Source organism: Shimia sp. Alg240-R146, from assembly GCF_947331465.1.
GTDB lineage: Bacteria > Pseudomonadota > Alphaproteobacteria > Rhodobacterales > Rhodobacteraceae > Shimia.
In genome coordinates this window covers 72,912-99,135 of the sequence record NZ_CAMZOK010000002.1, presented here as the reverse complement: position 1 = coordinate 99,135, position 26,224 = coordinate 72,912, and the positions used below count along the sequence as shown (strand labels likewise).

At 54.8% G+C, this 26,224-nt stretch carries 22 protein-coding genes and 1 pseudogene; 4 read left to right on the top strand and 19 right to left on the bottom strand.

Features of this window, described 5'->3' with window-relative positions:
* Positions 1-144: pseudogene (locus tag PG871_RS09670) on the top strand (integrase core domain-containing protein); the annotation flags it as partial.
* 139 nt (positions 145-283) lie between these two features.
* On the opposite strand, the gene PG871_RS09665 reads toward PG871_RS09670, so the two are convergent.
* The 10 genes from PG871_RS09665 to PG871_RS09620 form a co-directional block, all read right to left on the bottom strand.
* On the bottom strand, positions 284-1,465 hold the full coding sequence (locus tag PG871_RS09665) for an OsmC family protein (RefSeq protein WP_270728928.1): 1,182 nt from the start codon (positions 1,463-1,465) through the stop codon (positions 284-286).
* 2 nt (positions 1,466-1,467) lie between these two features.
* On the bottom strand, positions 1,468-1,752 hold the full coding sequence (locus PG871_RS09660) for a DUF2218 domain-containing protein (RefSeq protein WP_270728927.1): 285 nt from the start codon (positions 1,750-1,752) through the stop codon (positions 1,468-1,470).
* The gene (locus PG871_RS09655; RefSeq protein WP_270728925.1) at positions 1,749-2,228 is read right to left on the bottom strand and encodes a cupin domain-containing protein; all 480 of its coding nucleotides are present in this window, start codon (positions 2,226-2,228) and stop codon (positions 1,749-1,751) included. The genes PG871_RS09660 and PG871_RS09655 overlap by 4 nt, the downstream gene beginning before the upstream one ends.
* A complete protein-coding gene (locus tag PG871_RS09650) occupies positions 2,225-2,980 on the bottom strand; it encodes an SDR family NAD(P)-dependent oxidoreductase (protein ID WP_270728924.1) in 756 nt (251 codons plus the stop codon). The genes PG871_RS09655 and PG871_RS09650 overlap by 4 nt, the downstream gene beginning before the upstream one ends.
* Before the next feature lie 16 nt (positions 2,981-2,996).
* Positions 2,997-3,815 carry a glutathione S-transferase family protein gene (locus PG871_RS09645; RefSeq protein ID WP_270728923.1) on the bottom strand — a complete coding sequence of 273 codons (819 nt, stop codon included), beginning with the start codon at positions 3,813-3,815 and terminating at the stop codon, positions 2,997-2,999.
* Positions 3,812-5,251: an aldehyde dehydrogenase family protein gene (locus tag PG871_RS09640; protein ID WP_270728922.1), complete on the bottom strand. Its 1,440-nt coding sequence runs from the start codon at positions 5,249-5,251 to the stop codon at positions 3,812-3,814. Before PG871_RS09640 ends, PG871_RS09645 begins: the two co-directional genes overlap by 4 nt.
* A 19-nt stretch (positions 5,252-5,270) precedes the next feature.
* The gene (locus PG871_RS09635; protein ID WP_270728921.1) at positions 5,271-6,632 is read right to left on the bottom strand and encodes a TRAP transporter large permease; all 1,362 of its coding nucleotides are present in this window, start codon (positions 6,630-6,632) and stop codon (positions 5,271-5,273) included.
* Positions 6,629-7,162: a TRAP transporter small permease gene (locus PG871_RS09630; RefSeq protein WP_270728920.1), complete on the bottom strand. Its 534-nt coding sequence runs from the start codon at positions 7,160-7,162 to the stop codon at positions 6,629-6,631. Before PG871_RS09630 ends, PG871_RS09635 begins: the two co-directional genes overlap by 4 nt.
* Positions 7,163-7,191: 29 nt before the next feature.
* Positions 7,192-7,953: a glutathione S-transferase family protein gene (locus PG871_RS09625; protein WP_270728919.1), complete on the bottom strand. Its 762-nt coding sequence runs from the start codon at positions 7,951-7,953 to the stop codon at positions 7,192-7,194.
* Between the two features lie 128 nt (positions 7,954-8,081).
* A complete protein-coding gene (locus tag PG871_RS09620) occupies positions 8,082-9,092 on the bottom strand; it encodes a TRAP transporter substrate-binding protein (RefSeq protein WP_270728918.1) in 1,011 nt (336 codons plus the stop codon).
* A gap of 248 nt (positions 9,093-9,340) precedes the next feature.
* Between PG871_RS09620 and PG871_RS09615 the strand changes: the two genes are divergently transcribed.
* The gene (locus PG871_RS09615) at positions 9,341-10,096 is read left to right on the top strand and encodes a GntR family transcriptional regulator (RefSeq protein WP_270728917.1); all 756 of its coding nucleotides are present in this window, start codon (positions 9,341-9,343) and stop codon (positions 10,094-10,096) included.
* A 353-nt stretch (positions 10,097-10,449) separates the two neighbouring features.
* On the opposite strand, the gene PG871_RS09610 is transcribed toward PG871_RS09615, so the two are convergent.
* The 4 genes from PG871_RS09610 to PG871_RS09595 all read right to left on the bottom strand — a co-directional run bounded on the left by PG871_RS09610 (position 10,450) and on the right by PG871_RS09595 (position 17,238).
* A complete protein-coding gene (locus PG871_RS09610; protein ID WP_270728916.1) occupies positions 10,450-12,219 on the bottom strand; it encodes a carboxyl transferase domain-containing protein in 1,770 nt (589 codons plus the stop codon).
* Positions 12,220-12,422: 203 nt separating this feature from the next.
* Positions 12,423-13,535: a zinc-binding dehydrogenase gene (locus PG871_RS09605; protein ID WP_270728915.1), complete on the bottom strand. Its 1,113-nt coding sequence runs from the start codon at positions 13,533-13,535 to the stop codon at positions 12,423-12,425.
* 239 nt (positions 13,536-13,774) lie between these two features.
* Positions 13,775-15,949, bottom strand: a complete 2,175-nt coding sequence (locus PG871_RS09600) for a mechanosensitive ion channel family protein (protein ID WP_270728913.1) — start codon at positions 15,947-15,949, stop codon at positions 13,775-13,777.
* A gap of 128 nt (positions 15,950-16,077) precedes the next feature.
* Entirely contained in the window at positions 16,078-17,238 is a 1,161-nt protein-coding gene (locus PG871_RS09595; protein WP_270728912.1) for a 2Fe-2S iron-sulfur cluster-binding protein, read from the bottom strand.
* A 611-nt stretch (positions 17,239-17,849) separates the two neighbouring features.
* On the opposite strand from PG871_RS09595, the gene PG871_RS09590 reads away from it, so the two are divergent.
* Entirely contained in the window at positions 17,850-18,926 is a 1,077-nt protein-coding gene (locus PG871_RS09590) for a DUF2652 domain-containing protein (RefSeq protein WP_270728910.1), read from the top strand.
* 328 nt (positions 18,927-19,254) lie between these two features.
* On the opposite strand, the gene PG871_RS09585 is transcribed toward PG871_RS09590, so the two are convergent.
* Positions 19,255-20,259, bottom strand: coding sequence for an AraC family transcriptional regulator (locus PG871_RS09585; protein WP_270728908.1), 1,005 nt, complete (start codon positions 20,257-20,259; stop codon positions 19,255-19,257).
* 143 nt (positions 20,260-20,402) lie between these two features.
* Between PG871_RS09585 and PG871_RS09580 the strand changes: the two genes are divergently transcribed.
* Positions 20,403-22,322, top strand: coding sequence for an amidohydrolase family protein (locus tag PG871_RS09580; protein ID WP_270728907.1), 1,920 nt, complete (start codon positions 20,403-20,405; stop codon positions 22,320-22,322).
* 209 nt (positions 22,323-22,531) lie between these two features.
* Here the strand turns inward: PG871_RS09580 and PG871_RS09575 are convergent, their stop codons facing one another.
* The 4 genes from PG871_RS09575 to PG871_RS09560 form a co-directional block, all read right to left on the bottom strand.
* Positions 22,532-23,227 carry an RraA family protein gene (locus PG871_RS09575; protein ID WP_270728905.1) on the bottom strand — a complete coding sequence of 232 codons (696 nt, stop codon included), beginning with the start codon at positions 23,225-23,227 and terminating at the stop codon, positions 22,532-22,534.
* Entirely contained in the window at positions 23,224-23,922 is a 699-nt protein-coding gene (locus PG871_RS09570) for an alpha/beta fold hydrolase (RefSeq protein WP_270728903.1), read from the bottom strand. The genes PG871_RS09575 and PG871_RS09570 overlap by 4 nt, the downstream gene beginning before the upstream one ends.
* A complete protein-coding gene (locus PG871_RS09565; RefSeq protein WP_270728901.1) occupies positions 23,919-25,052 on the bottom strand; it encodes a cobalamin-independent methionine synthase II family protein in 1,134 nt (377 codons plus the stop codon). The genes PG871_RS09570 and PG871_RS09565 overlap by 4 nt, the downstream gene beginning before the upstream one ends.
* A gap of 75 nt (positions 25,053-25,127) precedes the next feature.
* Complete coding sequence (locus PG871_RS09560; protein ID WP_270728899.1) at positions 25,128-26,093, bottom strand: cupin domain-containing protein; 966 nt, start codon at positions 26,091-26,093, stop codon at positions 25,128-25,130.
* Positions 26,094-26,224 lie beyond the last annotated feature (131 nt).

The following is a 26,224-nucleotide window of genomic DNA, read 5'->3' as shown; positions in this document are numbered from 1 at the left end:
CAAAACATCTTCGAAACGGTTGAGGAGGCACAGGACCAAGCAACTGATTGGCTCCGGACTTACAACAATGAGCGGCCCAACATGGGCATTGGCGGCATGACATCTGCCATGAAAAGAAAACAACCGCGTAAATTCTACGACTGAGCCCCATTGGAAATGGAGGGATTACCCTTAAGCGCGAGACTCATAGCTAGAGTATTGCGGTTTCTGCGAGAGCATTGACGTCCAGAGGGCCAAGGTTTTCGCGACACAGTGTAGCGTTGGGCGAAAATACAAAGGAAACTCAAGTCCTGACAATCTTGAGCTTTGTTTTTAGGTCGGTGCGACAGAATGCATGCAAGAAGCAGGTCTGCTCTGAAATGTCCAACATCTCCTGAGCAGTCGCATCACTCTCACCGGTTTCCAGATAGACGTGTGTTTCAATTGGATCTGCTTCGCCCGCCTTACCGGTGCCGCCACTGGCCCCACCCAATGAAAAATGAGTGTCCTGAACGATACGATAGTCAGGCAAATCCAGCTTTAGCATCGATACAAATCGTCCGAACTGGGTCATAAAACAAAACCCAATACCGGCGCTGATCAAGGTATTTGCATCCGGCGCGCGGCCGTCCTCAGACGACAGGAACTTAAACGATGTTCCATAAGGCGAGTATTGCATCTGCTGGATCTCTTTGATCCCATCTTCGCGCAACACCGCAACAGCGCCAATATTGAGGCGCCGGTCCTGTTCATCCGACAGGCTGGACCCACCCGATGCGGTTCCCTTGGCGACTTCTTTTTTTGGTGTCAATCCTACTGGTTTCATAAGGATCAGATCACCCTCGTCTGGTCGGGCAACCGCAAAGTGATCGCCCGGATCTGGAAACAGTGGTGCGTCCAGTTCGGCCACCTTGGCGGTTGGCAACTCTGACCCGTTCTTGCCGAGCTTGAACAGGCTTTCAAGCTGCCCCCGCATCAACCCGTTCAGAGGCGAAGCAAAAGTGGCATTGATCAGAAACTCATTCAGCGCTGCGTCATCCAGATCGCAGTCGATCTCGACCTGCAGTTCAATGTTCTCGGCACCGCCAACCATCGTGCGCTTCGGCATCGAGCCTTTCATCGTATAGTAGTTGTCCTGGATCAGCTTGAGCTTGCGTATTTCGATACTTTGCTTGGCTGCCAAAGCAATGATTTCATTCATGAAACTTGCGACCATCCCGGTGGATAGAAACGCCAGAGGACAGGGCGCGGCGTCGTGCCCATTCAAATAGGGACCTTCGTCCGAAACAAGCCGCCAAGTGTCGCCGGTTTTGGCAGACCGGATAAGCGCTTCTTTTTGAAATCCACTGAAGGACCGCACCCAAGTCCTAAGCGCGTCGCCCTTGCGATTTATGGGTGCGTCAATGGAAACGTCACCTGCATTGGCAACTTTGAAAAATGGAGGCATCCCGCTGGTGCCGATGATGTCTTCGCCGAGTTTTGCCATAGTCAATTGTCCCAGTTGATGGTCAGGTCTTCGCGGAACGAAACACGTTCCAAGTGAGAATTGATAACGTGTTTGGGCTTGTCACAACCCCTATTGTTGTGCGCTTCAGCTGTGATCGCGAACGTATCGCCGGTCGCTTGCAACACGCCTGTTCCAAAGCCAAACGGTATTTTTTCGTCCAAGGGCGTGAACGCAAATTCAGTTTTGTGGCCGAAGTGTTTGCAAAGTTGCTGAAGGTAGCCACTCGCTTTGGTGGTTGCGATCTTGGTTGTGGATGTGAGCGTCATGCTGTTGGCCTTTCAGGCACAGGTCCGAGATTTACGATGTCGTATTTCTCGTTCAGCGCAGACATCTTGGCATCGTCGGCAAAATCCGCCTCGCTCATCGTTGCCAGTTCGGCAAGGTATTGATCAAATCCAGCCGGCTGATAGACCATCAACATACGAGCAGCCTCGCAACCATTTGCCATTACGCAAGCGTGCTCGATCCCCGGAGGCACATGCAGACAGGTGCCAGCTTTCGCCGTCATCCAGTCGCCATCCACGTAGAAGTCCACCAATCCCTCGAGGATGTAAAAAGTCTCTGCATGATGGCGATGTAGATGAAGGCCCAACCTGAAATTGGCTTTCAGATTGTCCTCCATCAATGTGTACTGACCGCCGGTGTCAGCGGCGGCAACCTTTACGAATGTATGGTCCGCCGACCAATCGTAATTCGGTCCACCGCCAGGCGGCACATAAGAATACCGCTTCGCCCCGGTCACAGGTTCACCTTGCCGCCATCAACATTAAGCGTCTGACCAGTTACAAAATTGCTGTCAGGTGTGATCAGATACATCAGCGACCCCAACAGATCTTCTGGCAACATCTCACGTTTGATCGACCGCGACGCAACGGTCGGTGCACGGGCAGGATCAAAACCGGCATGACCCTGCAACGCTTCGCTTTCAGTCAAACCAGGTGCAATAGCGTTGACCTGAATGTTTTTGTCTCCAAGTTCACGACCATGGCACCTGGTCAACGCGATCACAGCGCCTTTGGAGGCTGTATAATGCGACAAACCCGGTGGGCCGTAGTAGAACGTACCAGACGCGATGTTGACAATTTTGCCCTGCCCTGCCCGCATCATCGCCGGAACCACAGCTTTGGTGGTTTGATGAACGCCGCGTGCGTTCACCATCATCACTTTGTCAAACTCGTCATTGTCGATCTGCAAGAACGGCTTGGGTTGCAGCGCGGCGAAAATCGACGCGTTGTTCACCAGAATATCGAGGCTTCCGTATTCCTTTTCGGTTGTGGCGACCATGTCTGCGATGTTCCCATCAGACGTAACATCGACACTCAACCCAATGGCGGACCCGCCAGCGGATTTGATGTCGGCGACTGTCTCTGCAGTGTCCAGAACATCCGCGACAACAACCTTGGCGCCTTCTTCGGCCATGCGTTTTGCCATCACCGCGCCAATCCCGCGTGCGGCGCCTGTGATGACCGCAGTCTTTCCTTGCAAACGTCCCATGTGATCTCCTCCCACTTTAAACTTCAATCTCTAGTATTTTGGCAACCTCGGGCCAGCTTTTGGCACCGTTCTCACGCAAATCATTGGTCAGGTCTTCAGGTACCCAATCAATCAGGCAGGCCTTGAAATTCGGCAGCGCCTCGATACGGGTGAACCATTTTTCGACATTAGGCAGACGGCCGTTTTCCCACATGCCCCGCATCGACATCATCGCCAACCGGTTCACGTAAGGCGTCAGAGCTACATCCGCGATGGAGAACGCGTTTCCGACCAACCAATCCTTGCCCTCCAGTGCCTTTTCCATCTTGAAGAGGTAGCTGTCGTATAGCTTCACCTTCTCGGGCGCCCCCGGCGCGTCAAACCCGTAGCGAGTATAACCGTCCTTCAGGTCCTTCCAGTTCGATGTGACCGACATCGGCGGTGTTGAGGCGAGAAATTTTTTCACGCCTTCCTCGCCGAGGTTCTTAAGGACCGTGTGCCGGTGCGAGCAGACAAAAGTCATCGCTCCACACGCTGGGTGCAAGTCTTCGTCCACTGCCTTGGTCCAGTACCGCACCTGCGCGTAGTCTGCTGGATCGACGGGGTGAAGGCGCGTTTCCGGCGCAATTTGATCGAGGTATTCACAAATGACTGTGCTGTCGACAATGACGGACTCGTCATGCTTTAACGTCGGCACGACCGCCTTTGGGTTTAGCTTCATGTAGTCTGGGTCGAACTGCTCACCCTTCAGGATGTCGATGTAAACGCCATCCCATTCCATACCTTTTTCAGCCAGCGCAAAGCGCACCTTGGCTGCACACACCGAAGATCCGTGATGATAAAGCGTGAACGTCATAGCTGCACCGTGATCCATTTGAGTTCTGTCATTGCTTCCATGTCGGCGTCCGTACCTTCGCGCCCGACGCCGGATTCTCCGTTGCCGCCAAACGGCACATGCGCCTCATCGTGGATGGTCGGCCCGTTGATGTGACACATGCCCGCGTCAATACTACGGGCAAAATGGAAGGCTTTGTCGATGTCTTTTGTGAAGATGGCTGAGGACAAGCCAAAGTCGGTGTCGTTGGCTTTCTCCAAACCTTCTTCATAGCTGTCGATCGGATAGATCGATGTGACAGGGCCAAAAGTCTCGGCACGACACACCGTCATATCTTCGCTCACCCCTGTCAGCAGGGTCGGCTGACAGCGGTTGCCCTCCCATTCGCCGCCTGTAACAACGGTCGCGCCCTTGGCGACGGCGTCCGTAATGTGGTCGCGCACCCGAGCGCGTTGACGCTCTGAAATGATTGGTGCAATCACCGTATCGGGGCTGCGCAAGTCACCCATGCCAACTTTGCCAGCGATCATCGCGAACCGTTTTACGAACTCGTCAAATACCGGACGTTCGACATAAAACCTGCTAGTGCCGATACAGGCCTGCCCGCCAAACATGAATATGGAACGCGCTGCGAGCGGCACCGTTTTGTCCAGATCCGCATCAGCAAGGATAACGGTCGGGCTCTTTCCGCCCAATTCCAACGTGTTTGGTGTTTTGTTTTTTGCGCAAATTTCATTGATGTGCTGCCCGATCACAGACGAGCCGGTGAAGGTCACAAAATCCACATCTGCATGGCCCGTCAACTCATCTCCGATTTCAGCGCCCATACCGGTCACCACGTTGTATGCCCCTGCAGGGAACCCCGCCTCGGCAACGATGTCCGCAAACAAAACAGAAAGATGTGGCGCCATCTCTGAGGGCAAATGCACGACCGTGTTTCCAACTGCCAAAGCATTGGCCACCAACCGCGATGTTTTGATCAATGGTACATTGAACGGCGTGATCACTGCAACAACGCCCAGCGGTTCACGCACCGACATTGAGAATGTGCCAGGTCGATCTGACGGAATTGTTTCACCGCGCACATTGCGGCACAAACCGGCCGCCGCGCGCACCATCGTTAGCGCCTTTTCGAATTCAAACATTGCCTTTTGAAGCGGTGAGCCAATTTCGTCGATCAGACAATCAACCAGCTCTCCCTTTCGGGTCTCCATGATCTCGGCCACGCGCAATAACATACGCTCACGGTCTTTCGGCAAGCTGTCGCGATACCCTGAAAAACCCGCCTTTGCCGCTGCCACAGCCTTTTGTACATCAGCCGCAGAGCCCCGCGCCGCATGGCAATAAAGGCTATCGTCGAGCGGGTTGAGCACTTCAAATGTGGCGCCTTCCGCGGCCTCGGCCCAATCGCCTGCAATGAAATGCTGCAGCGTTCTAATTCTTGTTGTTTCGTTCATTTGAACACTCCTTTTGATGCTATCCGCCGACGACTTTTTCGGGCAGGAAAAGCGCAATTTGAGGGAAAAGGATAAGCAGACCGATCATCGCGACCATCGCGAACCAGAACGGCCAAATCCCGCGAAAAATCTCGCCCATCGGAACATCAGGCGCGATGGATTTAACGATAAAGACGTTGATGCCCACCGGCGGACTGATCATGCCCATTTCAAGTACAATCACGACGATGATGCCAAACCAAATCAGGTTCCAATCCAGCGCAATCGCGATCGGGATCACCACCGGAATGGTCAACACCAGCATTGCCATGGCCTCAAGGAACATACCCAGGAACATGTAAACAAAGACGATGATCAACAGGATGCCGACGTCGCCGATCGGCAGCGATGTCAGGATCGTAACCATCTGCGCTGGCAGCTCTGTCAGCGACATGAAGGGGATGAACACAAACGCACCGATGATGATCATAAAAACCGTGGCCGTTGCGTTCATGGTCTCAAGAATAACCGATTTGCTTGCATGCCAGTTCAGCGATTTGCGCATCACGGCGACAACGAACGTGAAGAACGCGCCGACAGCAGAGGCTTCGACCGGGGTAAAGAACCCAGTGTACATGCCGCCAATGGTGGCCAGAACAACACCGAGAATTGGCACGGCGCGCCACAGAGAGGCTATTTTCTCTCTGCGGTCAAAACGTTCGCCACTCGGCCCGGCTTCGGGGTTGCGCATCACAACCCAATAGATGGCGCCAATAAACAGAAACGTTAGGATGATCCCTGGAAACACACCCGCCATAAACAGGCGGCCAATGCTCTGTTCCGTCAATACGGCATAGATGATCATGCCGCCCGATGGCGGTATCAAGAACCCCAAGGTACCGCCTGCGGCAACCGACCCAGTCGCCAGACTGTCAGCATATTTGTAGCGTTTCATCTCCGGCAGAGCGACCCGCCCCATGGTAACAGCCGACGCCAGTGACGAGCCGGACAAAGCTGCAAAACCCGCGCAGGCCGCAATGGTGGCCGAGGCCAATCCACCGCGCAGATGTCCCATCCAGCGGTAGGCGGCCGCAAACAGGTCGTTAGACATGCCTGACACCCCCGCCAGATTGCCCATCAACACAAACATCGGGATGACCAGCAAGTTGTAGTTTGACGCGGCTTCAAATGTTTCGCCGGCCAAGTTGGAATAGGCAATCTTCAGACCACGGGCCCAGGCTTGATCTTCGGCCATGCCGACGGCCATGAATTTGTTGGCGTTGGCGATGATTGTTCCAACAAATCCAACACCAAGCATTGACAGTGCCACGGGCATGCGCAGCGCCAAAAGGGTGAACAAAGACAACAGGCCAAGCAGGCCGAGAAGGGTCATGCTGATCATAACGCGCCTCCCCCAATATGAAGGTAACGCACTCTGTCAGAACGCTGCATTTGCCAGATGTCGAGGACAAGCACGATGGCGTAAAGCGCCGCCGAGACCGACAACAAATAGTAGAACGGTTGATACGAGATCAGCAATTGCTGCGTCGTTTCGCCAAACTTCTGTGCCGTGTTACCAGCATGCCAAAGGCGCCAGGCCATCACCGACAGCAGCCCCACGCCGCCAAGTTTTACCACGACCAGTGACCACTTTGCGAAAGCTGCCGACATGCGCGATTCCAGCACTTCAATTTCGATGTGCGCGCCGGTGCGGGCCCCCAACGGGATCGACAAAGCCACGATCACAACAAGTGACAAGATCAGGAGATCTTCGGCGCCCAAAATCGGTGAGTTGAACGCCTTGCGCATCACCAGCACGTTCCAGACCGTATATCCGGTCATGAACACCAGCGTCGTTCCTCCAAAGATCAGGGAGATCCAAATCAAAGCCTTGTCCAGCATCCTGATCGGGCGAGGGATTTCATTGTTCATTTTCATTTTGCTTCTTCTTTTCCGGCGGCTCAAACTTTGGAAAAATCCGGGCACCATTTCAGTACGCCCGTCCGGTAGCTTTCCTTGTTTTTGAAAGCGGCGGCCCATCTCTTGATGTTGGGAAATGCCTCGAACGAATAGCCGCAACCGTCGATCACGAAAAACAGAGGGATCCACGAAATATCGGCTAGCGTGAACCGATCCCCCATGATCCAGTCCCGCCCCTCCAGCGTCACTTCCAACTTTGTGAAGCAAGCCCCCAATATGGCTTTGGCTTTTTCAAGATCGCTCGTGCTGAACCGGGCACTTCCGGCGTGTTTGGAGTGAAAGCTTTTCAGTTCGTCATTCTTTTGCAGCGCGTCGTATTTTTCTTGCTCTTGTGCGGTCTTCTGGATCTTTTTTGCGATCTTGGTCGCATAAACATACGGTTTGCATGCGGGCACATGGATTGCTGCCGCCAAATGCAGCCATTCCATCATTTCAGCATTGTTTTCTGCGCGCAACGAGGGGCCAGGATAGGTCTCGTCGAGGTAGTCAATGATGTCGTTGGATTCGACGTGTACCACGCCATTGTCAACGAGCGTCGGCACAAGCCCCTTTGGATTGATCCCAAAATATTCGTCGGTGATGTTCTCTTTCTTTTTCAGATCGATGTGGTGGCTGGTCCAGTCCAACCCCTTTTCAATCAACGTCATACGAACCCGCATCGAGCAGTTCGAGATCGCCCCGTGATACAGGTGCAGCCCCTCAAAGGCTTCGACGGATTTATTGGTAGGTGAGATGACGACCATCAAACACACTCCGGCAAAAATGGTGCAAACTTAGGTGATGCAATCACAGGCTCGGCTCTCAAAAGCAGGTAAGAACTGCAGACCCGAGCCTGTGAAATTAGGTGCTAAACGTCAGGGCAATGCGCCCCTTATTTATTAAGTGCGTTGTAGATGTCGCGAACGTTGGAAATGCCACGACCTTCGTAGTCAGCAAAGATCTCTTCCAGACCTGTTGCGACGGCCGCATCCATCTTTGCGCGCTCCGCATCAGACACAACAACCCACTCATAGTTCTTGCCTTCGGCATCCGCGATCAATTGCTTGGAGCGCTCATCTGCCCCATCAAATGACTTGGCGAGCTCAAGTGACATCGGAAGACCCGCGACTTCGTCGATAATCGCGCGGTGTTCGTCAGACAGTCCCATGTAACGTTCTTTGTTCATCACCGCATAGGTCACAGCAAAGGTCGCCGGTACATTTTCCACAATGTGGGTGGATACGTCCCAAAAGTTCCACGGCGCAGTGATGTTGTTATAGGACGCCGTTGTTGCGTCGATCGTGCCCGTCGACAGGCCCGTATACATCTCAGTTACCGGCATTTGCACAGGAACCGCACCCAAGGCTTCGATAATGGGGGTGGTCATGGCCGCAAACGGCACAATTTTTGCGCCTTTAAGACCTTCCATTGTAGACACGTCGCGCGTGGCCGCAAACAAGTTGCCAGCAACAGTGCCAACAGCCAGAACTTTCACATCTTTATACTCATCCGCGAGATGCTCATCGTAAACGCCCCAGATCGCCCGCGTGGATTGATCGGCGGTCTCTGAGGTGCCTGGCAGGATCCCCAACATGGTTTTCGGGAACAAAGCTGGCGTATAGGCCGAAACACCAAAAGTGATGTCTGCCACGCCTTCTACGGCACGCTTATATTGCTGAACCGGACCTGCGCCGAGTTGACCAGCAGGGTAGAGCTTCATGGTCAAAGAGCCGCCAGAGCGCTTTTCGATTTCCTCTGCGAACCAAGTGAACATACCTGTGTTGGTGTGGTGCTGGGGTGGCAAGAAGGTTGCGACCGAAAGCTCTTCGCCAATTGCGGCCTGTGCTGTCGCGGCAAGCCCAAGTGCAAGGGTTGCAGCCGCTGTGATACGTGTGAATTTCATTGTGTCCTCCCGTTAATAATCAAGGCCCTGAAATAGTGGGATCCCAAACCCGTCGATACGCTTTCAAAACCGTAAGACTCGCTCCGAGTCACCTACATTGAACGTCAATTTGGGATCCCATTTCAAGCATTAGTTCGCAAAAAATGCCAAATTAGTGCAAATATTGGGTTTTTTGGGATCCCAGATATACTTTGAGCCAAAGATTGCGCGACCCGAATGGTGGAAACGTTGACTTTGGGATCCCAAATGTGATTCATGAATCTATGGAATCGATTGATACAGAGCTCGCAGCCAAGATCCGCCAAGACATCATCTTGGGAAATTTCATTGAAGGAGAACGCCTTTCCGAAGCGCGTCTCTGCGATGAATACAACGTGTCCCGCACCCCGGTGCGACTGGCCTTGCGTATCCTTGAGCGCGAAAGGCTACTGCGGCGCGGAGAAGGCCGTGGATACACCGTTTTCGCACCCACGGTGCAGGACGTGTTACAAGCAGTCCAGGTACGCGGCCATCTTGAAAGCCTTGCAGCCAGACTCATGGCGCAAGCCACAGACCGCGCCAAGCACCTGCCCAACATGGCGCGCGCGATCAAGGATATCGACACGGTTTTGAACGCCGGTGAGTTTAACGACGACGCCAAAAGGCAAGCTCAGGCCGCCAACAAAGTCTTTCACACCACGATCTTAAACTCTTGCGGCAACGACTATGTCGGCTACGCCTGCGAGCAGATTAGCCATCTGCCGATGCTGTCGGCTGGCTCTATGGTGTTTGACCGCGCAACTACAGAATCGCCCGACCAAGGCGATCGCGGGTTGTTCCGGCTCCATCTCGGCAACGCACAGCATCAAGTTATCTTTGAGGCGATCGAAAAAGGCGATGCCGTCCGCGCCGAAGGTATGATGCGCGAACACTCTCACACGATGGTTGACTATATTCGCACCTTTGAGCGCAAGGACGACAGTCTAACGATTGCCGATCTCATCGCCTATTCCGGCAACGAATGAAGGAACAGCCACAACAAGCATCCAATCTTAGTACCAAAATGTGGCGTTGAAGTGATCGAACACCACCCCTGCAAAATTGATTTCCAGCACGCTTGTTAGACACTCCGCCAAAGACTATGCGCGCGCATAGTCTTTGCACTTGCGGCAGGGTCAATTACCCGGAACCGATCCCCTGATAGCCGGACAAGATAGGGCGCAACAACAAACTTCGGCACAGTCGCCTTCGAAGAGCTTCCTAAACCCACTGAGGTTGGCTCTCAAACCCTGCGCGAGAACCAGAAGCCACCGCGTTTCTGAGATGGCGCTAAATCCGGCCGCGCGCCCCTTGTCGGTTTGGGCGCGTCATCACTTGATCACCAAGCATCAACATATCCGCTACTGGGACTGCATGGCCCAGCCGTGGACAGCGCGCGTGTCAACACATCGCGAGTCTCATCCGGGTCAATCACCGCGTCGAATTCAAGCAGGCTCGCGGCATTGAGCGCCTTGCCCCGCTCGTAGAGCTGCGCCACCAGCCGTTGATATTCTTCCTCCCGCTCTACGGGATCGGCTATCGCCGCCAGCTGGTCACGATGGCCCAGCTTCACCGCGCCTTCAAGTCCCATGGCCCCTACTTCTCCGGTTGGCCACGCAGCACAGAAATGTGGGCGATCAAACCCGCCCCCTGCCATGGCCATCGCCCCCAACCCATAAGCTTTGCGCAAAACAATCGTAACCAACGGCTGGTCAAAATGCGCGCCCGCCAGAAACAGCCGCGAGACATGCGCCACCTGACCGGTTTCCTCAACCTCTGGGCCGACCATAAAGCCCGGCGTGTCACAAAAGGTCACAACCGCCACCCCCCACGCATCGCAGAGTTGCAGAAACCGCGCGCCTTTGTCTGCCGCCAGTGCGTCAATCGCGCCGCCCAAATGCAGAGGGTTGTTCGCCAGAATGCCAATCGGCCGCCCGTTAAGCCGGGCAAACCCCACAATCATGCCAATGCCAAAGCTTTGGCGCAGCTCCAGAAAACTGCCTGCGTCCACCACGCCGGAAATGGCGTCGCGCATGTTATAGGCGCGGGTGCGATCCGCGGGCACCACATCGCGCAGCCCCGGCGCAGTTTCCCTTGGCGGCTCAACTAGGCGATCCAGTGCCAAAAGTGTCTTGGTCACCTCAACGGCCTCGGCTTCTTGTGCCACCAAAAGGTCGATAACACCGTTCTTACTCTGGGTTGTGGCCGGACCAATATCGCTCGGCGCGACAACACCCAGACCGCCGCCTTCAATCATGGCGGGTCCACCCATACCGACATTGCTGTTCTCTGTGGCGATGCGCAGATCACAGACGCCAAACAGCGCCGCATTACCAGCAAAGCACATGCCCGCCGCGATGCCGATCTTGATCCCCTTGTGGGCCGCAAAATTCCGAAAGGAGGTCACGTTCAACCCCGCGGTCATCAAATTCGCCACGTCATGATCATTGGGGCGCCCGCCGCCGCCTTCGGCAAGAAGCACGATCGGCAAGCTATCACGGCGCGCCACCTCAATTAGCCGGTCCATCTTACGGTGATGATTGTAACCTTGCGTGCCGGCCATCACCATGAAATCCACCGCCATGGCCGCCACTGGCCGACCGCCCACGGTGCCGGTGCCACAGATGATACCATCGCCCTGAGTCCGCGCGTGCAGATCCTCAAGCGGCCTCGTGCTGCGCTGCGCGGCCACCGCCAGCGCGCCGTATTCGGTAAAAGAGCCCGTATCAAACAGGTCTTCGATGTTTTCGCGTGCAGTGCGCCCGCCGCTTTGATGTCGCCGGGCCACGGCGTTGGGTCGGGCCGCGTCGCGCAAAAGATGCATGCGGTCTTCGAACTCGGAAATGTCGCGCCGCGCCGTGTCCGTATCTGCCGCCTGCTGCGGCGCAACCTCGGCTGGCGTCAGCGTGATCAGCGGCTCGCCCCCTGCCAGCTCATCGCCAGCGCTCACATGCACCGCCTTGACGATGCCACCTTCGGGCGCACGGATCTCATGCTGCATCTTCATCAGTTCGGTGACCAACAAGACAGCGCCCGCCGCAACCCGGTCGCCGACGTTTACGCGGGTTTCGGCCACGATAGCCGCGCTCTCTGCTTTGAGTGTTTTCACGGCAGGGTTCCTTTGCATGGGTGTCTAAGCACAACCATACAAATTTTCGCCGCAGATGCGGGACGGCGCGGCGAATTTACCGCGACGTCATTTTGCACGGACCCACACGATGGTGAGCGACAGGTCCGGGGCGTGTAGAATGGCTTTGCTCGAGCAATCCGTGCCACACCCCGAAACAACCTCTCACAACCTGGCAGAAACGCCTATTTCCAAGGCATGACCAGATACTTCTCACCAGTTTTCATCGCGCGATACTCGGTGACGGCTTCCTTGGTCAGCATCTCTTCAAGGCTAACCCGTTTCTTGTAGTGGCTGGCAAACGTTGTCGTCAGGTTCTTCAGCACACGCTTGCGCATCCGTCCTACGGTTTCCATGCCCACCGATTGCATGAACGGGAACAAAAGCCATCCCGACAGGGTCCAGCCAAAGCCATAGCTTGGCGAAAGGAGCGTCGGACCAACGTCCAGACGCCCGTAGATGAACATGCGCTTTTGCCTGTTGGACCCATAGCGCGAATACTCGGTCATCTTTTTGACAGCGACCTGCTCCATGGCTTTAAAAACAGTGTCGACCGATTTTCCGCCGCCAATCGGATCAAACCCATAGAAGGCGTCGGTGTCGTCGATCGCTGAACGGAGATCGCTCATGAATGTGTCAGCCGCTGAGTTGACCACATGGGTCGAGCCGAGCTCCTTCAGCAATTTGGCCTGTTCTTCCTTGCGTACAAGGTTGACCAGCCCAATTCCGTCTTCGTTGCAAATTCGGGTCAACATTTGCCCCAAATTGGAGGCCCCAACCGTATGCAGTATGGAATTCTGCCCGTCCAATTTCGCCGTTTCCACAAACCCGAGCGCAGTCATGGGATTGACGAAGGCGCTGGCCCCATCCTCAGACGAGTAGTCCCCCAATGGCAGGCACATTTTGGCATCAGCGATGCAATACTGGCTATAGGCATTGCCCGGCACACAAGCGACACGTTGCCCCATCAGCGATTTGGCCATGTCCCCTTCCCCTGTCGCGACGACGGTTCCCGCACCTTCATTGCCCGCAGGAAGCTTTATCTCGTGACGCGCCTTGGATCCGGAATTGAATGGCTCAGGCATGGTGGCGACGTATTTACCAGACGTGTATTCGGCGTTTTCTAGATCGGCCGCACCTGTAAGAATGGCGAGATCCGATGGATTGATCGGTGCCGCTTCCATTTTTACAAGTACCTGGTTCCCGGTAGGATCGGGAAAGGTCACATCCTCGATCGCGACGGTGAGCCTGCCATTGCTTTCTAGCGTCGTGAATAACTGTTTGCCGGTGGTGCTCATGTCGAAATCTCCAAGTTTTTGATCAGGGTACAAGCGTGCGTTCGAAAAGAACCGGGACACAAAGCCTGAAAGGCCGGCTGGCGGCGTGGCTCTCTTTCGAACATATTAAGCGTCAAAAAGTACTATCACCGATACAGAACACTTCCGCCTCGTTTGGGGCAACCAAGTTCCGCTGAGCTGACGTTGCGTTCCAACCTTGTTGGCCAACAGCAGCTTGTGGTTGATAGAGGGGATATTTTTTACGGTTCATCAGGAATTGGTTTTGGAGGCCCTGTCGGGGCTCCTGCAGTTTCTTGGGCCGCCCCTGCGACAGCGGCTTTTTGATCTTCGGTCAGGTGTTCGCCGCCGTCGATTTCAACCTTGACGTTGCGCTCTGCCATCCGAATTCCGTTGGCTTCAAACACATCTCTGACTTTTTGATAGGCGTCGCGGCGGACCAGCCATTGTTCACCCGGTTTGGTCATGAACTTAACTCCGACCACCATGTTGAATTCTTCCATGCGGCGCACGCCTTGAGATTTAAGAGTGCTCAGGATGGATGGGCCGTAATGCTCATTTGCCTGCAGTTCGGCGCCCACCTTTTTAACCAGCTTTTTGACAAGTTGCAGATCCGTGTCAAATGGCACCCGGAACTCAAGCTTCATGATCACCCAATCGCGACTATGGTTTGTAAGACTTTTTAGTTCGCCGTAGGGTACGGTGTGTACTTTTCCACGGTGGTGGCGGATCCGCATTGATCGCACCGAAATGCTCTCGACCGTGCCCATAAGGTCGCCAACCTCGATGTACTCTCCAAGCCGAAATGCATCGTCGATGAGAAAGAAAATACCGGCCACAATATCGCGTACCAACGATTGGGTGCCAAAGCCGATGGCAATGCCCACAATACCAGCACCGGCAAGTATAGGCGCGATGTTCACGCCGGAGGCGCTGAGCACGCTCAGAACGACCATAATCAGAAGTGTTACCATCAGAATGGTGCGCAGAAGGGGGAGCAGCGTGATCATGCGGGCTTCGGGGCCTGGGGCTTGTCCGTCCACCGGCGGTTCGTAATCGGCGATCCGCTTGTCGATCACTGTCTTCGCCCATGTCCATACGAGATCAGCCAAGAGCAGTGCCACAATGCTGTCGATCAATACTTCGAGCGCACGCCCAACGAAGCTGCGGTCTGAGGACAGGTCAAAGATGTTAACGCCCCATGCATTTGAAAGCATCAGAACGGCCGCCATGATGAAGACGAAGCGTGCGGCACGTTGCACGATTGGGCGGGTGGCCACGTATGGATCGGCAAATTCAGGGACGTTGGGCTGGGGTTCCCCTTCCAATGTTTCGCCGGCGCCTTCGGCAGCCGCGAATTCATCCAGAGCTTTCTGAGCCTCTTCCATGTGTTGGGAGTGAAGGGCAGCAGTTGATTGATCAAAGAAATGATCAATCCAGCCTCGCAATAGCTTCAATCCTGGAACAGCAAGACCGATAACAAGCACGGCCCACATCAGGGCAAACAAACCAGCCAGCCAAAGTGCGAAGACAACGCCGGTCAGGATCAGAAGGAAGTTGCGCCAAAGCAGGACAGTTTTTGGGGGTGTCTGGAGATCGCACATTGACGGGATACGCTTGAATGCGACCCAAATGCAGGCCCAAACCACCAAGACAACAAACAGCGCCAATACGATGGTCTGCGCCAGTGCGACCGTGGCAAGGCTGCTGTCAATGTCCATACCATGCTGTTCAACTACCCGGTTCAACAAGAAGGACATCGCAAAGGCCAGCACAACGGCGAAAGACAGAATGCAAACCAGTCGATGCAGGAACATCGCGGCTTCGGTGCCATAGGGCACGAGCCTTAGTTCCGGGGCTCGCGGGGCCTGAAAAAACAGCGATATTGTTGTCAAAACTCGGAACATGAGCACAGCGACCAACAAGTCCAGCACGACACTTTCCAGCAGCGGGTGCCAGTCGAAACTGTCAAAGGCGCCGATGCTGCCGATGGCGAAGATACCGAGGCCCGCAAAAATGATCGCCGCCCGGATCGACGCACCGAGCAGTTTCTCGGAAGGGGCGTCTTTTGGGGACTGCTCCAGCCGCAAAAGCGGATAGCGCAGGAGCTGACGATACAGCCATTCAACCCCAAAGCCGATCAGCAGAAAGATCAGAATGTAGGTGACTGTTCTAACTTTTTGTCCATTGGACAGTTCAGTGTTCCAGACCTCAGCCAGCACAGCCGGCATTTGAGGCAATACTTCCCACGCCAGAACCAAAGATCGGGCGCGGGTGGCAATCCGTTCAAGCTGTGCGTCAACTTGTTCTCGTAATGTCAGGGCCGGTCCGACGTCGAGTGTTCCATCCGAGTTGGCGCTTTCGCTTATCCATGCCTGAATAATGGGGTCACCCAACAACCGAAGGAATTCTTTCACGTCATTGGGGGAGGGGTCGGGAACCGGGGCGGACTGGGAGCTGCCGGAGCTTGGCACAAATTGAGCGTGCCCGATTGTCGCGAAACCAAAGAGGACGAGAACAGAAAGTGCTATTCGAAGCCACCCCATCAAACTGTCCCCTCAGATTGCTCAAGGGGGCGTCGTTTCTCCGAATAGTCCAAATTCGAATAGTCCGGCTCAATGACCCGTTCGACCTCTAGTGGGCCACCTGTTGGCTTTATCTGACATGCCAACCGTTCGTTTGGTCCGGCGTTCCAGTGGGCCAGAACTTTGGCCTCCATATCCGTGGGCGGCGCAAGGTTCTCTGCCCCCGTGAACACAGTGACACGGCAGGTGCCGCAGCGGCCACGCCCGCGGCAGACGCTCGCGTGTGGCAGGTTGTTGTTCCTCGCCGCTTCAAGAAGGGTTAGTCCGGCCTCCGCTTCAAAAGTCTCAGTGCGCGCGCCTCTGTAGGTTACCCGTGCCACGCCTTTTTTCATGCTGCGCAAACGGAGCCAACGTGCGAGGAACGCCAAAGCGATAAAGCCCAGAGATAGGCGGGTTGCAAATTTCTGACGCTCATTTGCCTTATCAATGATTGCCTGGATCGCATCGGGCGCAGCCGTGGGGCCAGCTGCATTTGGGTCGGTCGTGAGAACAAAGCCCATTCCACCTTCGCTGACAGGAATAATCTGGCGACCTGCCTCAACATAACCCAGCATCGCGAGCGTCGGTAAAGCGACAACAAATGGATAAAAAAACCGCATTATCCGCGTTGATCCGTCCCGCGACTGAAGCCAGGTGTAAACTCCGATCGCGCCGTGTATCCATGCAACGACCAGCATGACCACCTGTTGCAATCCGTCAAAGGGCGAGACCACCCAGAATTGGCCGAGCACCAGCGCGTAAGTTGGCTCAAGACCAATTTCCTTCGCAGCCATCACGCCAAAAACGTGCTTTGCCAAAAGGGGGATGATTAGAATGCCTGCGATCATTTGGGCCATGTCATAGGCAGGAACACGCAGGGTGTTACGCCAATAAAGCGACAACAAGGCGAGCAGGAAGTGTAAAACCAAGGAGGCTTGTAGCAGAATTTTGAGCGGCAAAACGCTTGACCAGATGCCGCTAAGCGCCCATCGCCAATCTTCCATAACCTGAACCGAAACCAGCCCAAGGGCGAGGTTGGCAAGGTGCATTGTGATAAACACGAACATCACAAGACCTGTGGCGATCATTGCGCGCAACCTAAATGAAACGAGCCACGGGTTGACGTGAGCGGTACTGGCCATGATGGCATCCTCTGGTGTTCGCAGGATCAATCAATGCGATATTTCAGTGGTCGGGAGCTTCTATAGATTGAGCAATCCCGTCAACCCAAGCTGAGTGTTTGGATATGGCAGTTTTACCAATCTAAGTGCTCCTGTTTGCGCGCTTTCTTGGTCCAGAACCTGGGCAAGAGCAATGCCAAGAGACATCTCGTACGTTGTTCTCTTAGCGCAATACTGTGACTTATACTTAGAGGCTGCTCTGCGTGCTTTGGGATCCATTCCGATTGCGGCCCATACCGGACCTTCGTGCCGAACGCAGCTAACGGCGGGATTGAGCCCATGGTCGCCGTTCGAGCACCACGCCGAGAATGTCCGCTCTGAGCCCTTTGTTACCAATGCTGCGTTCAGAACGAACGGCAGCAGAGCAGTAAGCGGAATTCGCAAAGTTTGGGTGCTCTCTCTCAGCAACCTTAGGCTCAAACTACGGTGAGTTTTCATCCGGAGTCCCCCAAATCGGTGTGGGGCTTTTCGCAGTCGATACGCCAAATTCCTGAAAACTTCTTGTGCGAGCATGGTTTCCGCCTACTCTGAATGCAATCTAAGGGTTATTTTTGAACACGGGAGGTCCAACAATGTCGACGCATACTGGGTATCTGTTGATCGCTGATATCACCGGCTACACTCAATTCCTGACCTCCTCGGAAATGGATCATGCCAATCCTATTTTGCAATCCTTGCTGGGTGTTTTGCTTGAGCAAATTGGTGATCCGCTGAACTTTTGGAAAACCGAGGGCGACGCCGTATTGGCATACTCGACACGTCAGGACTTCCCGTCTGGCGAGACGTTCCTCACCATCTGCGAAACCATGTATAACGCATTTACGCATAGGCGGCAGGACATCATCGCCAATACGACTTGCCCGTGCCAAGCCTGCGCCAATGTCGGCAAACTGGACCTCAAGATCATCGCCCATCATGGCAGGTTCGATGAGATGCAACTTGGCCCCACCAAAGACATTTCCGGCCCCGATGTCATTTTAGTGCACCGAATGACCAAGACCGACGTCACCGAACGTACCGGTATTGGCAGCTATGCCCTGTTCAGTGAAGCCGCTGCAAAGGCAATGAATATCAGTGACATTATGGAGCCTTTTTCGCAGGACTTTGAGCACTTTGGCGAAGTCAAAATGAAGGTCTACGACTTGGCCAAGTCGTGGGAAAAGATGCGCGCCAGTCGCGACCGCGATTTTCTTGAAGAAGATGACGGCATTTGGACAATTCGATACCATTTCGACGCTCCAAAGGGAGTTGTTTGGGAAGCGCTTGTCGCACCCGAACTTAAAGTGAAGTGGACGGCCGGTGTCACGGATATCAAGATGGACAACCCGCTTGGACGCCTTGGCCCAGGCTCCGGCTACCATTGCGCACATGCAAAGGCCGATTTTTTCTTTCGTGTCACCGATTGGGAACCCTTTGACTACTTCTCGACGCAGATGCTCCACCCCATGCGGCCAGACATCAGCTTCCCGGACACGTACCATCTGACGGAGACCGATACGGGTACCGAGGTTCGCTATACCATAGGGATTGCGACTGATGCTGGTGGAGTCCGGTCGGAAGTTGCCGAACAAGAACTCTTGGCATTTGCCGCGGAATTCTGGGCTGTTTCATTTGCCGACCTGAAAGCGCAACTCGGCGCGTCCAAATAGGCCACCTATTTCAGAGCAACACGAAAGCGCTTTCACTGGGCAGAGCGACGTCAGTTTTGTGCAGCGTTGCCGACGCCCAGGTCGACTTGTGAATGTAAGCTCTGGTGTCGGGAGCCGACCTCCCGGCACCAATGCCAACTCCAGCGAGCGCATGACAAGCATCGAAGAGGTCCGCCAAGGTCGGCAATGCGCAGGGAGCGGACTTTGCAAAGTCCTGCGCTGGGCCAAAATCGGCCATTGGAAATTTTCGTCGCGAAAGGCTGCTCTTAGGTGCATAGCGGAGCGCGCTTGGCTCTTTACATCCAATGGAGCTTGTTGACCCTGCAAACTAACCTTGCGCCAACTGCATCCGCCTAAATTCCCGAGGTGATACACCCGTCCATGCTTTAAACGCGCGTGCGAAATTGGCGCTGTTTGCATATCCAAGCTTGCTGGCAATTGTGAAAACGGGAGCGTTAGAAGATCGAACCAGACGGAGGGCTTCGTTTTGCCTAACCTCGTCTTTGATGGCCAACACATTGGTGCCTTCGGCTGCTAGACCGGTTTGAAGTTTCCATTTTGACAAACCAATTGCGTCGGCCAGCTTCTGAATGTCCAAATTTGGGTCTGAAATCCGTTGCGTGATAGCAAGCCGCACACGGCTTTCCAAAGTAAGTTCTTTGGGCGTCGGGATTTGCACTTGGGTGGCAGTGTTTGTTTTCGACACTTCCGGCATGTCCAGGCTGAGACAGGTGGCGGGGAACCGCAACTTGAGGCCTACATCCCCTGACAGAACCGATGTCTGCGGCAAAAGCTCGGATGGAACCAAAGCGGGGTCACCGATCACAGCAATGCACTGACTTGGCGCCCAATCCAGATTGGCGGCGCGCTTCAAAACCTCAACAAAAAAGCCTGTTGCCATTGCATCAGCGAACACCGCGGCCTCACTTGCCCCCGTTGCGCGCATCAGTTTCCAAAGCGCGACAGGGCCTTCAACTTCTAATCGGTAGCTGGCCGCGCGGCCTTGTTTGGACGCGAGATGACTGAACCGTTGGAAAAAATCCCCCACCGTTTTTGCTTCCACCATCAGCGGCACAACCGGAGCCCAGTTGCCTTTGCCCATGTCCTGACCCACATGTGCGCAAAAATGTGGATCCTTTGATTGGGAGGTCGACCACGCGAGAAAGCCGTAAACTTTATTTGCGGGAATTGTCACTGCTGGATCCCGCAGCATCTGCAAGCTCAGATCAAGCTGAGCCGCCAACTGCTGTTCGGTCATGCCGCACCGCATAAGGCCGTCAAAAACTGGAAAGAGAAAGGCCACGCTCATGGTAGCAGGTGTTGTCTCAGGCATAGATGCTTTCCTAACACGTTCGGCCTCAAAAACAATCATCAGGACTGGAGCTTCATACGAGCGCCGATGAGATGACATGTTTTTTTGGTCACCTTGACGGTATTTACCGATACCCTCCACCCTAGATTGATTTGGAGGATTTCATGAAACCTACCGTATTTTTTGCCGTATTAGCGCTCGCCGCAACGGGGCTGCCCCACTCTGCGATGGCTGCAGACTATGATGTTGTTATTCTAAATGGCCGCGTCATGGATCCAGAAACAGGGTTTGACCAAGTGGCCAATGTGGGCATTGACAATGGATGGATCACCGAAATCACCAGCGACATGATTGAGGGTTCCGAAACCATTGACGCATCGGGCCACGTTGTCGCCGCCGGGTTCATTGACCTCGAGCAACATGGGCTAAGCCCCTTCGGGATTAAGCTAAACCTGCGCGATGGTGTGACCACACAGATGGATTTCGAAATTGGGGCCCTAAACATTTCGGAATGGTATGCCGAGCGAGAGGGCAACAGACAGGCCAATTTTGGTACTGTGGTTGGGCAGGAGTTTGCCCGCATGCGGGTCCATGACGGATTGACGCTCGAGGGTCCAAATGTGTCGATGCCGTATTTTTTCGACTACCGGATCGAGGCCGCCGAAGATGGCGTAGATGGCTGGTCGGTAACGCGCAGCTCTTTGGATCAAATGAACGATATCACGGCCATCCTGGACGAAGGGTTGCGGCAGGGCGCATTGGGTATTGGGTCAACCATCGGCTATGCCCGCGAGGGCATCACCACATATGAAATGTTTGAAGCACAGAAAATTGCTGCAAAATATGACCGCCTGACTGCAGCTCATCACCGGTTTCATCCGAGCGCCTCAACCCCAACTGAAACCGCGACAGGGGCCAACGAGTTGCTGTCCAACGCGATGGTGTTGGGCGCTTCGCTCCAGCTTCACCACACCAACGACTATGGGTGGTGGGAAATCGAAGAGAAGATGCAGCTTGCCCGCGCGCGTGGGTATAACGTCTGGTCGACGTGGTATCCTTGGACAGCAGGGTCCGGCAATTATGGTGCCTCGATCCTTGGGCCTGACAATTGGGAAGGCTCTATGGGCTACAAGTATGAGGAGACCATATTTGACCCGCAACTGGACCGTTATGTCACCAAAGAAGAGTTTCTAGAATTCAAAGAGAGCGAACCCGGCCGCACGGCAATTGCATTTAGTCCGCCGCGCGAACAGTGGATCAAAGACTGGATCAAGGTCCCCAACTTTATCATTTCAGGCGATGGCATGCCCAGTTTGAACGAAAAAGGAGAGCGGCTTGAATGGGACTCTCCGTATGAGGAGTATGCCGGCCATCCCCGCTCAGCAGGCTCGCATGCGGTCCTTCTTCGCCTTGCGCGTGAGAACGATGTTCCTTTGATGTTTACGCTGTCACAGCTCAGCTACTGGGCGGCCAAACAATTGGGCGACGCCGGCATTGAACCCATGAATGTGCGCGGCCGTATGCAGGAAGGCATGATTGCAGACATCACAATTTTCGATCCTGTAAATGTCACCGAAAACGCAACTTACACCAAAGGTAAAAACGGGCTGCCGTCGACAGGCATCCCCTATGTTTTGGTCAACGGGACCATTGTTGTGTCGGACAGTAAGGTTCTGAAGGATGTCAATCCAGGTCAGGCGATCCGCTACCCGGTTGAAGACAAAGGACGTTTTGAACCGTCCAACAAGGCGCAATGGCTGAAAATGTTCACGATTGATACTGGCGGTGCGCGTCCAACGCTTTATGACGACATATTGGACGACCAGTCCTCTTTGGAGCCGCCCCGCACTGAGCCAGCCGTGGATTTTCGCGTTGCCAAAGCTGCGCCGCAAACCTCAAAACGTCAGGATTGGTTCGCGCAAGTTAATGTGCCGGACGATTCAGAACTTTTCCTGTGTCGTGTCCACGGCGTTTGGGAGGATAAATCCAAGGCACAGCAAGACTGGGCGGCGGCTCTTACGGCCCGCAACTCACAGGCTTCGGCGTTTGATCCGCTACGGATTTCTGCAGCCAGTGACAACTGACGCAACATCAATGGATGTATTTCGGGTGGCCTGATGTCGGCCGAATTGAATAAGAAAGAGGCCCAAAGAAAGTCGCAGCGCGTTGATAGCGGTATATTTGTTGCTGTTCTTGACGGTCTCCGCACAGGCGCGAGGGATATTCGCATAAAATGCGTGCGAATGCGCTCGCCTCTAGGCCAATCGGAGAGATACGAAGGCTCTGCACGAAATCAGGTTCGTGAGGCCTCGAAAGCAGCCCACGCTTTTTCGAACGCTTCAAAATCAAACTCCTCGGAACGGGCGGGACCGAGGACGAGTTTTTCGGCTTGCAGAAGCTTTTCGATCGCGTTTTCAAGCAAGTGGACAACATCTGGCGGAATGACCAATGCGCCGTGGCGGTCCGCATGCACCAAGTCACCATCCGCAACTTGCATGCCAAAGATGTTCACGGGCGAGCCAACGTCGCGTACATGGACAAATCCATGACTTGGACCAATCGAGCCCGCCACAACGGGAAAGCCTTCGGGCAAATCGCCAAGATCGCGCATGACCCCGTTTGTCAGCGCTCCAGATACACCAAAACCCTTGTGGACAGTGGTGTTTATTTCCCCCCAATAGGCGCCGATGCAATCCGGAAAATCGACGTCCTCGACCACTGAAATTGCCGGGCGTGGCCCTTCGGACATATGACGATAATAGGCCATGCGCCGTTCCCGAATGATCTCTGCCGGTTCGTTAGGCGGAGCGATAGCAGCGATCTTCGCGGTTCGCGCGTAGCCGACGATGGCAGGCGCCTCAGGTGCGGAACACAACATGGTGCCGCGCGTGAATTGGTCAAAGCCACGTTTGCCTTGAGCGACCTCGATGGCATTGCAAACTGTGGGAGTGTCTACAGCGCGAAGCAGGTTTAACAGCGAAGGGGTCATAGTTTCTCCAGCCACCGCTTAAGTGCGGCATTGGTGGTTTCAGGTTGTTCTAGAGTTGGTAAGTGACCTGCATTCCGGATGATCTCCAGCTTTGCGTTCGGCAGCAGGTTCGCCATCAGTTCGTGGCGCGAAATCGGACAGAGCGTATCATCCTCTCCGCACATAACGAGAGTGGCCGAGCGGTAGTTTCGTAGCGTTTCCGTCTGGTCAACACGGTCTCGCAAAGCAATGGATTGATTGACAAAAACGCGATCACCGAGGTCAGTTGCCATCGCCATGCAGATGTCCAAAATCGCGCCTTGGTTTGGGCCATCCGCGAGATAGTTCGGCTTCATCTCCTCACGCATGACCTGTCGCAAGTTCCCAGCCTTTACGGCTTCTATCTGGGGGACGCGACGGGCTTTTACCTCATCGGACTCAGCCAGTGGGTTGGTATCCATCAAGGCCAGACCTGCGACGCGATCTGGCGCTTGTCGCACCATTTCCATTGCCACGATTCCGCCCATAGAAAGCCCAGCGAGAGCAAAGCGATCAGGTACGGCTGCAAGTACGCTTGAGGCCAATGCCTCAACTTTATCATGTCCGCCAATAGGGGCAGTCATCATCGCCCAGCTGCCAGAGAACGCTGCGAACTGCGGCGCAAAAAGGCGCGCGTCGCACATCATGCCCGGTAAGAGAACCAGTGGCAGGCTCATAGGTTTTTATTCACCAACGCCGCGCCTTCAGAAAGAGACGTGAGTTTGGCATAGGCAATGTCAGGATCGACCGCACCGAAGCCAGCAAATGTGCCAAACCCGCAATCGCTTCCTGCGATCACCCGGTCAGGACCAACAATTTCGACAAATCTTTCAATGCGTTGCCGCACCAGCTCTGGGTGTTCAACAAAGTTGGTCGTGGTGTCGACAACACCGGGGACAAGCACTTTGTCGTCGGGAATTTCCGCTTTTCGATCCCTAAACACCGCCCATTCATGCGCGTGACGGGGGTTGGATGTCTCAAACAACACATACCGTGACTTGGTCGACATCAGGGTGGGAAACACCGTGTCCATCGGGATGTCACAGCAATGCGGCCCCTCATAGTTGCCCCAACAGATGTGCACGCGCACGCGGTCTTGCGGAACGTTTTGCAGCGCGTGATTGAGTGCCTCGACATGCATGTTGGCGACCTTCACAAACTCAGCGTCGCTCAAATCCGTAAACAACATATGACGCGACAGCGCCAAGTCCGGGCAATCCAGTTGCAAATCCAATCCGTTGGCCACAATGGTTTCGTATTCTTCTTTCATCGCATCGGCCAAAGCTGCGAGATACGCCTCACGTGAAGTGTAGTGATCATTCTGCAAAAACAGAGAGATAACACCAGGTGATGCGGCATTCATAAAGCCACGTTCAACCCCATGTTTGGCCATTGCGGACTTGAGGTTGGTGATGTCTTTCATCAACTCTCCCTGCCCTTTGGAGTGCACTTCACCGGTGCATTTGGGGCGGGCGTATTGCGGTGTGCCGCCGTCATCGGCAAGACGTTGCAAAAAGCTGGGAAACATCTTCAGGTCCGCGGGCGCATTGCGTTCACTGTCGCCCGAAAAGCCCGTGTAGCGGTCTTTGACATAGGTGGCATAGGAAATTTTGCTCGTTTCCCCATCACTTACAATGTCGACGCCGGCGGCCACTTGTTTGCGGACTGTCTCGTCGACGGCCTCGGTCATGACCGCATCAAAGTCGGCCTGATCAAATGGCGTTTCATTTTCGCGGGCAAAGATGAAATCTACCACGGTTTGCGTGCGTGGCAGGCTACCAACGTGTGTTGTTAAAACTTTGCTCATCGTGCCAAATCTCCTGTCGGTATTACGTCTGTATTGCGTCGGTATCGCGGCAGTGGCGATTTCGACGCAAAGTGATTAACCTTTCCAAGTCAAACCGGCCGGATCACCCGTTCCAACGATTTGATACAGAGCCGCCTCACCGGTCATGGAGGGCGCGACACTGTGCGCCAGACCTTCGGGCACAGACATTGTGTCACCGGGCGCCAAGGTGGCTGCGCCGTCGTCCCACGTCACTTTCCAATGACCGGTGACTGGCATCAAGACAGAGGGGTGTTCAAACTGGGTCGGGCTGGCGCTTGCAGAGCCGCGGGTGATGAAGGTCACCTCAAACCCCGGCTTGTCGCGAAGCAACCCCGTTTCGCCTATGACCTTCACGGGCGCGCGGTCTGACAAAGCCACCATGTCCCAATACCGGGCCACGTGGTTTGGCAACACCTGTGCGGTTGTCGGCTCGCCGCGTTGGGCCAGTTCGTCGGCCTGCATCAGCGGCATCGGGTTCACGCCGTCGGGCAACGTTGCCCCTTCTTTGGTGTCATAAAGCTTGCCGGTTTCGGCCAGAACCAACCCATGGTCTGCCGCGTCTTCGATCACCTGCGGCGCCCACATTACGCCACCACCAGCGTCGTCACCGCCAAGGATCGCCATGATCATTCCGTAATTGGTGCCAATGTTTTCAAACCCGCGAAAAACGCCGGTTGGAATATTGAAAATGTCGCCCTTCTCAAGCACCACTTCGCCGGCATCGCCGTAGCGTCCCCAGAAAAACCGCCACCGGCCCGACAGCACAAAAAAGGCCTCGGCCGTGCGGTGGTCATGCAGGGAGTTGCGACATTTGGGTGGCTGGCCGGCAGCGCCAATGTTGAACCCATGCGGGATGGTGATGTGCACGTGCTGATCGGGGCTTTCCGACACACCACCACCGATGATGGTGAAATTCTCTTTTTGATCGCTGCCGGGGGTGTGGGCGTCGATAAAAGCGGTTTTGCAGGGTTGCAGATCGCCGTAGCGAACGATGCGGGCTTCGATGTCTTGTGGCGTCATTGGGGTCGTCCTTTGTTTGATGTGCTGTCGCGTGAGAAAAGAACGGCCGACCCCGGTGGACGGTTGTTCAAGCGACGGGCCCGCAAAGCCGCGCGATGCGCATGAAAACGCCGCGCGGCCTGAGAATGGCA